This window comes from Natronolimnohabitans innermongolicus JCM 12255, assembly GCF_000337215.1.
GTDB classification, from domain to species: Archaea; Halobacteriota; Halobacteria; order Halobacteriales; family Natrialbaceae; genus Natronolimnohabitans; species Natronolimnohabitans innermongolicus.
In genome coordinates, this window is the sequence record NZ_AOHZ01000052.1 from 25,226 (window position 1) to 37,636 (window position 12,411).

At 65.8% G+C, this 12,411-nt stretch carries 11 protein-coding genes; 3 read left to right on the top strand and 8 right to left on the bottom strand.

All coding sequences use genetic code 11. The features are described from left to right. Positions 1-2: 2 nt before the first annotated feature. The 6 genes from C493_RS11600 to C493_RS11625 form a co-directional block, all read right to left on the bottom strand. Positions 3-1,169: an acyl-CoA dehydrogenase family protein gene (locus tag C493_RS11600; RefSeq protein WP_007259630.1), complete on the bottom strand. Its 1,167-nt coding sequence runs from the start codon at positions 1,167-1,169 to the stop codon at positions 3-5. A gap of 127 nt (positions 1,170-1,296) precedes the next feature. Beyond that, positions 1,297-2,979 (bottom strand): acyl-CoA synthetase, encoded by a 1,683-nt coding sequence (locus tag C493_RS11605; protein ID WP_007259631.1) that lies wholly within the window; start codon positions 2,977-2,979, stop codon positions 1,297-1,299. 523 nt (positions 2,980-3,502) lie between these two features. Continuing rightward, entirely contained in the window at positions 3,503-4,891 is a 1,389-nt protein-coding gene (locus tag C493_RS11610; RefSeq protein WP_007259632.1) for a UbiD family decarboxylase, read from the bottom strand. Continuing rightward, the gene (locus C493_RS11615) at positions 4,888-6,396 is read right to left on the bottom strand and encodes a UbiD family decarboxylase (protein WP_007259633.1); all 1,509 of its coding nucleotides are present in this window, start codon (positions 6,394-6,396) and stop codon (positions 4,888-4,890) included. Before C493_RS11615 ends, C493_RS11610 begins: the two co-directional genes overlap by 4 nt. Beyond that, positions 6,397-6,879 carry a hypothetical protein gene (locus C493_RS11620; protein ID WP_007259634.1) on the bottom strand — a complete coding sequence of 161 codons (483 nt, stop codon included), beginning with the start codon at positions 6,877-6,879 and terminating at the stop codon, positions 6,397-6,399. Between the two features lie 277 nt (positions 6,880-7,156). Then, entirely contained in the window at positions 7,157-7,594 is a 438-nt protein-coding gene (locus C493_RS11625; protein ID WP_007259635.1) for a hypothetical protein, read from the bottom strand. Positions 7,595-7,793: 199 nt separating this feature from the next. Here C493_RS11625 and C493_RS11630 point away from each other — a divergent pair, with 199 nt between their 5' ends. The 3 genes from C493_RS11630 (at position 7,794) to C493_RS11640 (ending at position 11,442) form a co-directional block, all read left to right on the top strand. Then, positions 7,794-8,972 (top strand): aspartate kinase, encoded by a 1,179-nt coding sequence (locus C493_RS11630; protein WP_007259636.1) that lies wholly within the window; start codon positions 7,794-7,796, stop codon positions 8,970-8,972. Between the two features lie 164 nt (positions 8,973-9,136). Further along, positions 9,137-9,916 carry a hypothetical protein gene (locus C493_RS11635; RefSeq protein ID WP_049889322.1) on the top strand — a complete coding sequence of 260 codons (780 nt, stop codon included), beginning with the start codon at positions 9,137-9,139 and terminating at the stop codon, positions 9,914-9,916. Positions 9,917-10,095: 179 nt separating this feature from the next. Further along, positions 10,096-11,442: a tryptophanase gene (locus C493_RS11640; RefSeq protein WP_007259638.1), complete on the top strand. Its 1,347-nt coding sequence runs from the start codon at positions 10,096-10,098 to the stop codon at positions 11,440-11,442. Between the two features lie 42 nt (positions 11,443-11,484). Here C493_RS11640 and C493_RS11645 read toward each other — a convergent pair whose 3' ends face one another. Both C493_RS11645 and C493_RS11650 read right to left on the bottom strand, forming a co-directional pair. Beyond that, the gene (locus tag C493_RS11645; protein WP_007259639.1) at positions 11,485-11,850 is read right to left on the bottom strand and encodes a hypothetical protein; all 366 of its coding nucleotides are present in this window, start codon (positions 11,848-11,850) and stop codon (positions 11,485-11,487) included. Positions 11,851-11,962: 112 nt separating this feature from the next. Continuing rightward, positions 11,963-12,409, bottom strand: coding sequence for a GNAT family N-acetyltransferase (locus tag C493_RS11650; RefSeq protein ID WP_007259640.1), 447 nt, complete (start codon positions 12,407-12,409; stop codon positions 11,963-11,965). Between the last annotated feature and the right edge of the window lie 2 nt (positions 12,410-12,411).

Sequence of the window (12,411 nt, forward strand, 5' to 3'; positions counted from 1 at the left end):
TGTCAGTAGGACTTGGGGAAGCCGAGTTGCTGACCGATGTGGTTGTACGCCATCTGCTGGGAGACCGGTGCGAGTCGGGTGAGGTTGATCTCGCGCCACCAGCGTTCGACGTCGTACTCCGTCGCGTAGCCCCAGCCGCCGAAGGCCTGCATGGCGTGTCTGACCGCCTCGATGCCAGCCTCGACGGCCGTCGCCTTGGCCACGTTCGTCTCGTAGCCGCAGTCGTCGCCGCGATCGTAGAGCCACGCGGCCTTCTCGCGCATGAGCGTGGCCGTCTCCATTTTCGCGTACGCCTCGGTGATCGGGAACGAGACGGCCTGGTGGGTGCCGATCGGCGAGCCGAAAACCTCGCGCTCGTTCGCGTACTCGATGGCCGCGTCGGCCGCGAGTTTGCCGATCCCCGTACCGGCGGCCGCGAAGCCGATCCGTTCGGGGTTGAGCATGTCCACGAGCACCCACCAGCCGTCGTCGACCTCGCCGAGCAGGTCCTCCTCGGGGACGCGGACGTCCTCGAGGAAGACCTCACAGGAGTTCGAGTAGTTCATCGCGTGTTTGGGGATCGGTGCGACGTCGACGTTCGGATCGTCCATATCGACGACGAAGAGGCTGATACCGTCGGTACCGCGGTCGACCTCCTCGCGGGGCGTCGTCCGCGTCACGAGGATCATGTTATCTGCGCGGTCGGCGAAGGTGATCCAGGCCTTCTGTCCGTTCAGGACGTACTCGTCGCCGTCTCGCTCGGCGCGGGTGGCGACGTTCAACGTGTTCGTTCCCGCCTCGGGTTCGGTGATCCCGATCGAGAAGTTACGGGTTCCGGTGGCGATATCGGTCAGGTAGCGCTCTTTCTGCTCGGCCGTCCCGTGTTCGCGGAGCCCCACCGCGGCCATTCCGGCGGTCAGGACCAGATACCAGGTGCCGGCCATGCCACACCCCTCGGCACAGAGGGTCTCCATCGCCAGCCCCATCTCCTGCATTCCCATGCCGGCGCCGTCGTACTCTTCGGGGATCAGCAGGCCGTGAAAGCCCGCCTCGGCGAGTTCATCCCAGAACCCGTTCGAGAACTCGCCGTTCTCTTCTTTTTCGCGCCAGTGTTCGGGACCGAACCGGTCGGCAATCTCGGTCGCCGTCTGGCGGATCAGTTCGCGTTCTTGCGTGTCTTCGAAGTTCATTATCGCTGTTTCGTACCGTCTTGTCGCGTCAGTCGCGGTCGATTCGGACCGTCCCGGAACGGGACGCGTCCGGCCGTTGCCCTCGCGGTTCGGAGAGTGGGCCGGACCCGCCCCGGTGCCAGACTGCTCAGGCCGCTTCGGCTTCCTCTTCGACCTCGTCTTGCAGCTCCGTGCGACGAATCTTCCCGGTGACCGTCTTCGGCAGTTCCTCGCGGAACTCGATCGCGCGGGGATACTCGTGAGCCGATAGTTCGTCTCGCACGTGGGCCTTGATCTCCTCTTTGAGGTCTTCGGACGTCGTCGTGTCCTCGCTGGGCACGATGTAGGCCTTCACGATATTCCCCCGTTCGCGGTGGGGCTTTGGCACGACGGCGGCCTCGGCGACGGCCTCGTGTTCCCCGAGCGAACTCTCGACTTCGAAGGGGCCGATTCGGTAGCCCGAAGAGAGGATGACGTCGTCGGCCCGCCCCTCGAACCAGATGTAGCCGTCTTCGTCTTTGTGGGCGAGGTCCCCCGAGAGGTACCACTCGCCGTCGGGACCGTCGACGAAACAGTCGGCGGTCTTCTCGGGCTTTTCCCAGTACTCCGCGAAGAAACACGGATAGTCCCCGCGCTGGGCGATTTCGCCCGTCTCGCCGGGCTCGAGCACCTCGCCCGTTTCGGGATCGACGATATCGGCCTCGATTCCGGGCAGCGGCTTGCCCATCGATCCCGGCCGGATCTCCATCGTCGGGTAGTTATTGACGATCATGTTGCCCGTCTCGGTCTGACCGTAGGTGTCGTGGATCGTCACACCGAGCGTCTCCTCGCCCCATTCGACGACGCCCGCCGAGAGCGGTTCGCCGATCGACAGGGCGTGGCGCAGGTCCAGCGAGACGTCCTCGAGGACCTCCTGGTGTTCGCGAAGCATGCGGTAAGCGGTGGGAACCGAGAACAGCACGGTGACGGGGTAGGTATCGAGGAGGTCGGCCCACGTCTCGGGGTCGAACTCGCCCTCGTAGGTGAACAGCGCGGTGCCCCAGAACCAGGCGCCGAGCGTGTTGATCGGCCCGGTCAGCCAGCCCAGGTCACCGGTCGACCAGTAACAGTCGCCCTCCTGCAGGTCGACGGCGTACTTTTGCGTGGCGGCGACGCCCGTGACCCACCGGTGCTTGTGACGGACGCCCTTCGCCAGCCCGGTCGTCCCGCTGGTGTAGTAGAGCAGGGCGTCGTCTTCGCCGCTCGTCGCCGCCGGCTCGTACTCGCGGCTCGCGGTCTCCATCTCGCCGCGGTAGCTGACGTCTCCAGTACGAATGCCCGTTCCGTCGTCGCTGACAACGATGACGTGTTCGACCGTCGGCGCATCCTCCAGCGCGTCCGCGACGGTATCGCGGTTCTCGGGAGTCGTCACGATCGCTTTCGCGTCGCAGTCGGCCAGCCGGTAGGAGATTCCGTCGGGACCGAACCGCTCGTTGACGCCGCCGAAGACGGCGCCGCGCTTGAGCGTTCCCACGAGCGCGACGTAGTGCTCGGGGATTCGCGGCATGTACGAGAAGACGCGGTCTCCCTGTTCGATCCCGAGCGACTCGAGAACGTTCGCGAATCGGTTCGTTGCCTCGGCGAGCTCCCAGAACGTCATCGTCGTCAGCTCGCCGTCCTCGCCGACCTGATAGAGTGCGACTTTCTCCTTGTTCTCGGCGTGGCGGTCACAGACCTCGTGTGCGATGTTCAGTTCGTCCGGTGCGTTCCAGTCGGCGGCCTCGTAGAGCTCGTCCCACGTGAATTCCTCGTGTACGTTCTCGTACTCCGGCAGATTGTGGCTGGATGGCATACACAGCCGCTGGTTCCGTTCTCCGCAATAACTGCATCGGATAGTTTCCACCCTTACATTAGAAATATGAATTTAAATAAACGTCTATTATTACTGAAACCCCGACGCAGGCTTGCGTAAACGGTTTCGAAAACGCCAGTGGGCCGATGAAGGGAGTATCACGAATTCGTACGACCTGCCGATACCCGGTCGCTCGGAGCGGTTCGTCGCTTCTCACACGAACGTCCGTCCCGTCTCGGAGCGGTCGATGCTCGCGAGCGCGTTGGAGTTCGTTTCCGAAGCGCTCTTGGAGCGTACAGCACGTCACCGGTGGAACGGAGAAACGGATCGACCGGCCGCTGGCAGGACTCATACGAATGGCTGTAACGATGTACTGTCGATCGTCAGAACGGGACCGGCAATCGGCGGTAATCGTCAGAACGGGACCGGCAATCGGCGGTAATCGTCAGAACGGGACCGGCAATCGGCGGTAATCGTCAGAACGGGACCGGCAATCGGCGGTAATTGACTCCAGCAAACCGTCTCAGGGCGAGTCCGGATCGGTGTCGAACCCGAATTCGGCCCACGAGCCGCGGATCGCCGCTCGGAGGTTTGGGGGGTACGACTCGGTAAGCGAGACGCGTGGCGCGATGTATTCTTCGTCCCACCGCGGATCCCACGTCGCGTTCACGTAGAGGCGGGCCCCGGTCTCGCCCCGACCGTACGTCGGTAAGCGAGCGACCGGCGCGTCGGCTTCGCTGAACAGCCAGTCTCGAGACGGATGCGCTTTGACCCAGACGTCGGCGAAGACCTGTCCGAGGTCACGGGGACTGGCTTCGTCGTCGACGACGACGACCGTATCGTAACAGTCCGAGAAGGAAAACAGGAAGTTCGAGAGCTGCCACTCGAAGCCAGCGTACAGCATCTCCGTCGAGACCACGCAGAGTCCGAGCCGTCCCGCCGCCGGCAACAGGAGCCACTCGACCGGAGCGACGCCCCAGTAGCTGTTCGCTCGGTCGTAGAGGGTTGCCGCCAGCGCCAGTCCGACGAGTTGCAGGTCGTCGGTCAGCGGGACGTCGAGCGGCGTGAACGGGACGACCGCGTCGTCGCGGACGAACACGCTATTTACGTCGAGTGTCAGGGTCGTTGCGTCGACGAGTCGCTCCCAGAATTCCCGCTTCTCAGCACGCGTATCGGGCTGGGGGTCCGAGATTTCGGCCTCGAAGACGATCTCTGCCGAGCTGGGGACGACGCCACCGCCGGTCGGGATCACCGGGACCGTCGAGCCGACGTCGCGATCCTCGATCGGCGTCGAGAGGCGGTCGGTGATCGTCAGGAAATACGCCGCTGCGAGCGCTTCGGACGGAACCCCGAGCGCGACGCTCACGACGTCGCCTCGGTCGAACCGGTCGGTTATCGCTTCGGGAACGCGAGCTCGAACCGTGTTGTCGTCGATGACCGTTCCGTGGATTGGTGCCCAGTACGAGCCGTCGTTGGCGCCGACCGAGATGAGCCCGAGCGTGACGCGAGGCCAGGTCTCGTCCGGCGGTGTCGGGAACCCGAGTTCGCGAACGGTTCGATCGGTGGCGGTTGCCGCTCGCTCGACGTACGTAACGTCGCGCGTCTCGATGCGGTCGCCGAGTCGAGCGATCCGCTCGAGGACGTCGACGTAGTCGGGGTCTCGATCGATGCCCAGTCCGAGCCCGAGGCGGCTCCAGGGATAGCGGTCTCCCCGACTCGACTGGTCGACGCCGCCGTAAGCCCCGTTGACGAGTTCGATACGCGAGTCGTCGGTCGAAAACCGTACCGCCGAACAGTCGGCGCGGAGTCCCTCGCCGGCGATCACCTGCGGCGACGGCGTCTCGGGACGCTCGAGCGAGCGGAGATCGTCGGTTTTCCGGAGGAACTCGAGGTGGCTTCGAAACGCTGTCATCGTCCCGATTCGATCGTATGAGGTGGTTCGAACGCCTGTTCGGGAACGCCCGCCTGAGTGAGCAGTTCGCGGGCCCGCCGTCGCGCGTCGCGGTCACCGATCGACTGTGGTGGCCGACTGTCGTCGGAGCAGGCATCGATGTACGCCTTCGACGTCTTCGTTCGCGAGGTCCCGACGTCTACGCTCCCCTTCTCGTCTGGTGTCTGATAAATATTGAGCGGGACTTTCGGCATTCGCTCGACGCCGAACTGGTGAAAGTCTGTGGCGGGATCGGCGTGGAGCGCGATCGCTTCGATCACCGCCCGAGGGGAGAGTGGATTGACGTCGCTGTCGACGAAGACGAAGAAATCGATGTGGAGCATTCCCCAGGTAGTGAAGATGAAGTTCGCGAGTTCGTGGAGGACGCCGGGATAGGACCGATCGGTCGCGATGACCCAGACTGTCCGAGAGGTGTAGGGCCACGGCGCCGCCAGTTCGACGTCGAAGCCGGCGATTCGCAACCCGAGCGTGGCGTCCGGTCCGCCGGCAGCGGTCGCGAAGGTGCTCGTGGAGTTTTCCCCGTATCCGACGCCCGTCCCCTCGACACAGAAGGGAACGTACGGCTCGCTACGGTGGGTGATCGCGTCGACCTCGAGCACCGGCATCGATCGACGGGGGCCGTTCATGTACCCGAAATAATCGCCGAACGGACCCTCGTCGAGCCGCTCGTTCGGTAGCACTCGTCCCTCGATCACGACCTCGGCCGACGCAGGGACGCGGAGATCGTTCGTCTCGCACTCGACGAGTTCGGCCGGCGACGTCCGGAGTCCGCCGGCGAAAGAGACCTCGCTCCGTCCGACCGGAATCCACATCTCCGCGGTGGACTCGATCGCCGGTCCGGCACCGATCGTCAGGGCGACGGGCATCGGTTTGTCGGCGGGCTCGTACTCGAAGTAGTAGCGGTTTGGAACCTGTTCGCCCGCCAGGAGGAGCAGACTCGCTTGCGACGAGTCGTGGATCATCGCCCGGTGGCGCGACCAGCTTCCCCACTCGCTGTTCGGGTCCGGTGCGACGAGCGTCGCGAGCGTCGCGTACCGACCACCGTCTCCCCGATGAATGTACGGCCAGGGGAACTCGAGCAGACTCGCGTCGGCGCCCGTTCGGACGACGTCCTTGCAGGGTGCCTCGTTGGCGGGAACGGTCCGAGGCTCGATCGGATCGCGCAGTCGCTCGATGACCCCTTCGTAGTAGACCGGGCCGGAGTCGATCGGAAAACCGAACGCACGACCGAACCACTCCCAGGGTCGCTGCTGTGGCCCGCGATAGGGATCTCCGACGAGACGAGCGTCGACCGCCGACTCCCGGGTTCGGACGGATTCGAAGATCGGAACCCGGCCGTCCGTCTCGTTGGCCTGCATCGTGACGGCGCTCGCCTCGAGGTCCCACGACACGTCGTCGGTGATCCGCGTGACCGCGTCGTTGTTTTCGAGGACGTCGAGAAACGCCCGGAACGAGTCGACCGACATCTATCGATCCTCGAGGACCTCCCGGAGCGGGTCGGACTCGTACTCGCTCTCGACCGCCGCGTACGTTTCGAGCAGCGACGGGTGTTCCTCGGCGAGTCCCTCGAACAGGAGCTCCCGGGCCGCCTGCGCCGCCGATTCGTACTCCCCGGCCTCGGCGAGATACCGGAGCAAGACGTTCAGGTCCTTCGACCTCGTGTTGATGACGTTCGACCGATCTCCCTGCTCGTCGAGCAGTCGCTCGAGTTGTTCCTCGATCGTCTTCGTCTCGCCGACGAACTCGATGTACCACTGCTCGCTCGTGGTCTCGTGGGGGCCCTTGACGACTGAGAGCGGTTTCGGTCGCTCGAGTCGTGCCGGATCCCTCGCGATGCGCGCCCGCGAGTGGAAGATCTCTTTCGTCTCGGCGTCGCGCACCTGGAGGTCCGTTTCCGTCCCCTCGGCGTCCGGAAGTTGCGCTTCGGAAGTGATGTATTCATCTGACATGCTCTCGAGTACGGCGACCAGTGGTGGATCGGCTCTCGGTACCGTCGATCGCACGGTACATGTTCACGGTTTGTCTGCGTGAGTAACCCATATCAGGGACCGTAATATCTTTTGTCACCGGCCGTACTCGATGCGGACGAGACGATTCGCCTCCGTAACCCGGAATCGGTCGGAGACAGCCGGCTCGAGGCGGATGACTTCCCGTTCGCGACGATCGCGCCGCTGATCGACACGCGTCCGGAGCGGAGACGCTACCGCTGTCCGAAGCGCAAGCGGGTCAGGGCTCGAGTCGAAACCGAACCGTCGGCGAGCCGTCGAACCGGGGGCCCTGACCGCGCCGTTCGAAGCCGAGTTCCTCGGCGGCGTCCTCGATGGTCTCCGTGTTGGGGGGTGCGAGCACCTCGACGGCCATCGATTCGCGCTCGGCGAACCGGACCGGTTCGGCGAGTAACTGCTTGCAGGCTTCGCCGGTGCCGTCGAGTTGGGTGACGTGAACCGTCTCCCCCTGGGCGTCGAAGCTGATGAAGCCGAGCAGATCTTCGGGGTCGGAGGCGCCGTACTGCGAACCCGAGACGTCCGCGTTCGGGTCGTGACTGCCGTCTTCGGCCACGCGGACGGTACGGTCGTGGACGAGATTTCGCATCACGTCGGTCGGCGAATCGGCGATCGACGCCAGCGCGTCCGCGTCGGCCTCGAGAGCGTCACGTACGTTCATTGCCGTGTGGTAATGTTACGCACGAACATAAATCCCGCCGCGACCGAAGAGGTCGTCGCCGATCGACCGCGAGACGTGACAGCGATGTGCAACGATAGACAAAAACGCGGCCGATGGGACACAGTTATCTGCCCGCTCTGGTAACGGTCTGGCATATGAGCGAAGCGATCGTCACTCGAGTCGCGGACGAGGTGGCAGTATGCGCGTAGTAGCCAAATTCGGCGGGACGAGTCTCGGCAGCGGGGATCGGATCAACCGCGCGGCCGACTCGATCGCGGCCGCCGTCGAGGACGGACACGAGATCGCTGTCGTCGCTAGCGCGATGGGGTCGACCACGGACGACCTCCTCGACGACATCACCTTCGAGACCGCCGAAGAAGACCGCGCCCAGATCGTCAGTATGGGCGAGCGAACGTCGGTTCGAATGCTCAAAGCCGCCCTCTCCTCGCGCGGGATCGGCGCCTGTTTCCTCGAGCCCGGCAGCGAGAACTGGCCGGTCATCACCGACGAGTACGGCGAGGTCGACGTCGAGGAGACGAAAAGCCGGGCCCTCGAGGTCGCCGACGAGATGGACGAAACCGTCCCGGTCATCACCGGCTTCCTCGCGGAGGGTCCCGACGGCTCGGTCACGACGCTCGGTCGCGGCGGCAGCGACACGACGGCCGTCATGCTGGGCAAGTACATGGACGCCGACGAGGTCGTCATCGTCACCGACGTCGAAGGCGTCATGACCGGCGACCCCCACGTCGTCGAGGGCGCGCGAAACGTCGGCGAAATTTCGGTCGACGAACTGCGGAACCTCTCGTTCCGCGGGGCCGAGGTCGTCGCGCCGTCGGCGCTGTCCTACAAGGACGGCACGCTGGACGTCCGCGTCGTCCACTACCAGCACGGCGACCTGCTCTCGGGCGGGACCAGCATCGAAGGCGAGTTCAAGAACCTCGTCGACCTGCGCGAGCGACCGCTGGCCTGTCTCACCGTCGCCGGCCGCGCGATTCGCAACCAGCCGGGGATCTTCAACCACCTCTCCGAGGCCCTCTCCGAGAGCGACGTCAACATCGACGCCGTCGCCAGCGGGATGGACACCGTCACGTTCTACATCGACGAGGAAGAGGCCGAACGCGCCGAGAACATCCTCCACCGCGAGGTCATCGCCCGCGACGAACTCTCGAGTGTCACCGTCGACTCCCCGGTTGCCGTCGTTCGCGTCACCGGCGGCGAACTCCCCAACCAGCCGGGCATCGTCAGCGAGATCGTCAACCCGCTGGCCGAGGAGCGCATCCACCTGAACGACATCATCACGAGCGCGACCAGCGTCGCCCTGTTCGTCGACTGGGACGACCGCGAGAAGACCCTCGAGCTGACCCAGGACCTCTTCTGAGTCCGCTCTAGGCGCCGCTTTCCGATCGTTCGTTCGGATTCTTACCCGCCGTTCTGCCCGTTATGATAGTCGCAAATACATGACTCTTTTCGGTCCGAGTATGACGACGCTGAAAACCGGGTAACAGGCTCGTAACGAAGGGTAAACGGAGAAAAGGACGGGGTATGAGCACCGATTCGACCGGGAGAGAAGTGTTCGCCGACGTCGACCCCGACCCCGACGCCGTACTGGCCGAGTTCGGCGTGGAATCGCCGGCCGACCTCGTCGACGGCGAAACTGCGGGCGCCCACGACGCGATTCCGGACGACCGGATCGACGCCGACGACGAGACGGCTACCGAACTGTTCGCCGGCCTCGAGGACGCCGTCGACGACACCGACGCTGCGGTCGCTGGCGATACCGACGACGACGCCGACGACGCAACGGCGACTGCCAGCACCAACTCGGAAGTAACCGACGAGCCGACCGATGCCGTGCCGTTTTCCGACTCGCCGGACGCGTTCTTCGAGACGCTCGAGGGCGTCTTCGTCGGCTCGCCGACGACGACCCTCTCCCGCGACGGCGACGCGATCGACTCGTCGGCCGCGGAGCTGTCGGCCGTCGAAGCCGCGACGTCGTTGGGATCACTCGAGACAGCATCCGCCGACCGTAACGAGTCGACCGACGGCGGCGACTCGAGCGAGAACGGAAGCGAACGAAGGCGCGAACGCGAGCGCACGGCCGAGAGCGAACTCGACGCTGCACCCGAGACTGGGAGCGACGCGACCGGGGACGCTACGACGACGAACGTCGAACCGACGAACGCCGCGCCGACGAACCCCCCATCGGGCGGACCGGACACCTCGCTCACGGTACCCGACTCGAGTGCGGGATTAGAACTCGTCGGCGAACCGACGCGGACGCGGATCTCCGACGACGCGTTCGGCGCGGTGACGCCGCACTAAGTGCTGGCACCTCGCTGAGACGACCTGCTGTCCGGCGAGTCGATCGAGCACCCGACCCCGTCCACTGACGCACCGATCCGTCCGTCAGCGGACGCCTCGAGTCGCCGGCGAACGTTCGGCACCGACAGTCGACACGAGCCGTCAGCTAGGATAATCACGCGCGGTGACGTTATGCCGGTATGGTCGCCTACAGGTCGAAGGTCGTCGAACGGATCGAGTTACCCGCCAGAGAGCGCCGGGAACGCGCGCTCGAGGAGGCCGGCTACAACGTCTTCGAACTCCCCTCCGAGGACGTCTATATCGATCTGCTGACCGACAGCGGAACCGGCGCGATGAGTGACGCCCAGTGGGCCGCTCTCATGCGCGGCGACGAGTCCTACGCCGGCTCGCGTAGCTTCGACGAACTCGAGTCGGCAGTCGCGGAGGTGATGGGCTTTTCCCGGGTCGTTCCAACTCACCAGGGTCGGGGCGCGGAGAACGTCCTGTACGGCGCCCTCCTTTCGGACGGTGACGTCGTCCCGAACAACACCCACTTCGACACCACCCGTGCCCACGTCGCGAATCAAGGCGCGGATCCGGTCGATTGTCCGGTCGCCGGGGCGCGCGACCCGACGGCCGACGGTGAGTTCAAGGGCAACTTCTCGCTCGAGCGCGCCCGCGAGGTCGTCGACGACGTCGGCGCCGAACGCGTCCCGCTGGTGATCCAGACGATCACGAACAATTCGGCGGCGGGGCAGCCGGTTTCGGTCGAGAACACGCGGCAGGTGCGTGAGTTTGCCGATCGGATCGACGCGACGTTCGTCATCGACGCCTGTCGGTTCGCCGAGAACGCGGCGTTCGTCCGCCGCCGCGAGGACGAGTTCGCTGATTACGCCATCGACGAAATCGCCCGCGAACAGTTGCGCCACGCCGACGCCGTCGTCATGAGCGGCAAGAAAGACGGGCTGGCCAACGCGGGCGGCTTCGTCGCGACCGACGACGCGGACCTCTTCGAGCGGTGCAAGCAGCGAGCGATCCTCTACGAGGGCTTTCCCACCTACGGCGGGATGTCCGGCCGCGACGTCGCCGCGATGGCCGTCGGCCTCCGCGAGGCCGTCGAGGAGGGGTACGTTACCGATCGCCTCGAGGAGATTCAGGCCTTCGCCGACCTGCTCGAAGACGCCGGCGTGCCGGTCTACACGCCGCCCGGCGGCCACGCGGTCTACCTCGACGCTGGGGCCGCGCTGCCCCACCTCGACGCCGCCGACTTCCCGGGCCAGGCGCTGGTCTGTGAACTCTACCGCGAGGGCGGCGTCCGCGGCGTCGAACTCGGGAGCTTCGCGTTCCCGGACACTGACCGACCGGAACTCGTCCGGCTGGCCGTACCGCGGCGAACCTACCACGGCGAACACTTCGAACACGTCGCCGACACCGCCGCGGCGGTCCTCGAGAAGCGGGAGTCGGTCTCGGGACTCGAGGTCGTCTCCGAACCCGCGAATCCCGAACTGCGTCACTTCACGGCGGCGCTCGCGCCGCTGTCCGACTGAGCGGACCGGAGAAAACGCTCGCAAAACGGCGTCGGCCGGCGCTCACCTCGAGACGACGTTTTTCGCCTTGCCGCGCAGTCCCGACTCCTGTTCCGGCTCGGGCTCGCCGCCGAGCTGTCGCTTGGCGAAGCTGCGGACGCCCTGCTGGGCCGGCGGCGAGGTCGCCGCGCGGATCGCCCAGTCGGGGACGGTCTCCTCGATCTCGGCGCGTTTCTCCTCTTTGAGCTGGCTGTACTGGCGCAGCGCGAGCCCGACGCCGATGAACAGGCCGGCGTCGACGAGTTCGCGACGGAACCGGGTCTGGTCCTTGCGGAGCGCGATCGCCTTGACGAGCGAGACGGCGCCGATCGCGAGGTAGATCTTCGAGTTTCGTGACGGGTCGCCGCTGAGTAACCCTCTAAGTGGCATGCGACGCCACGTACCACGGTAAACGTGTTAAACCTCCGCCGGAACACGCCGGCACGGGCGGTCGCCGTCGGCGACTCGAGGGCGAACGACGCTCCACCGGGTGGACGAGCCGTCAGTCGGCCCCGGTCTCGGAGACGACGCCCCGGTACCGCCGGTCGTCGACCGGCTCGATCGAGAACTCGAGCGACTCGTAGAACGGACGGACGCCCTCGTCGAACCGGGCCGTCAGTCGGCCCTCCCGCTCGAGGGCGTGCTGGATCAGCGCTCGGCCGATGCCGCGCCCGCGGTGGCGTCGACGGACGCCGATCGCCGCGACGTGGGCGCCTCCGTAGTCGTTCGCCGTGCCGGACTCGAGGACGATGGTGCCGAGGATCCGTTCGGCGTCGGCGTCGGCGCCGCCGCGTCCGCCGCGGTCGTCGCCGGCGACGAGCACGTTTCCCTCCTCGATCCGGATCTCGACGTCGCCCGGCTCGAGCATGGCGGCGTCGAGAATTCGGCGGACCTCGAGGTGGTCGGCGGCGGTGGCGGTCCGGACGTGGCCGTCTATCGGCGTCGACATCG

Bases quoted from the DNA above. Each gene is read 5' to 3' on its own strand.
- C493_RS11650 (WP_007259640.1), bottom strand. From the start codon at position 12,409: ATGTCGACGCCGATAGACGGCCACGTCCGGACCGCCACCGCCGCCGAC.
- C493_RS11630 (WP_007259636.1), top strand. From the start codon at position 7,794: ATGCGCGTAGTAGCCAAATTCGGCGGGACGAGTCTCGGCAGCGGGGAT.
- C493_RS11640 (WP_007259638.1), top strand. From the start codon at position 10,096: ATGGTCGCCTACAGGTCGAAGGTCGTCGAACGGATCGAGTTACCCGCC.
- C493_RS11610 (WP_007259632.1), bottom strand. From the start codon at position 4,891: ATGACAGCGTTTCGAAGCCACCTCGAGTTCCTCCGGAAAACCGACGAT.
- C493_RS11635 (WP_049889322.1), top strand. From the start codon at position 9,137: ATGAGCACCGATTCGACCGGGAGAGAAGTGTTCGCCGACGTCGACCCC.
- C493_RS11625 (WP_007259635.1), bottom strand. From the start codon at position 7,594: ATGAACGTACGTGACGCTCTCGAGGCCGACGCGGACGCGCTGGCGTCG.
- C493_RS11600 (WP_007259630.1), bottom strand. From the start codon at position 1,169: ATGAACTTCGAAGACACGCAAGAACGCGAACTGATCCGCCAGACGGCG.
- C493_RS11615 (WP_007259633.1), bottom strand. From the start codon at position 6,396: ATGTCGGTCGACTCGTTCCGGGCGTTTCTCGACGTCCTCGAAAACAAC.
- C493_RS11605 (WP_007259631.1), bottom strand. From the start codon at position 2,979: ATGCCATCCAGCCACAATCTGCCGGAGTACGAGAACGTACACGAGGAA.
- C493_RS11645 (WP_007259639.1), bottom strand. From the start codon at position 11,850: ATGCCACTTAGAGGGTTACTCAGCGGCGACCCGTCACGAAACTCGAAG.
- C493_RS11620 (WP_007259634.1), bottom strand. From the start codon at position 6,879: ATGTCAGATGAATACATCACTTCCGAAGCGCAACTTCCGGACGCCGAG.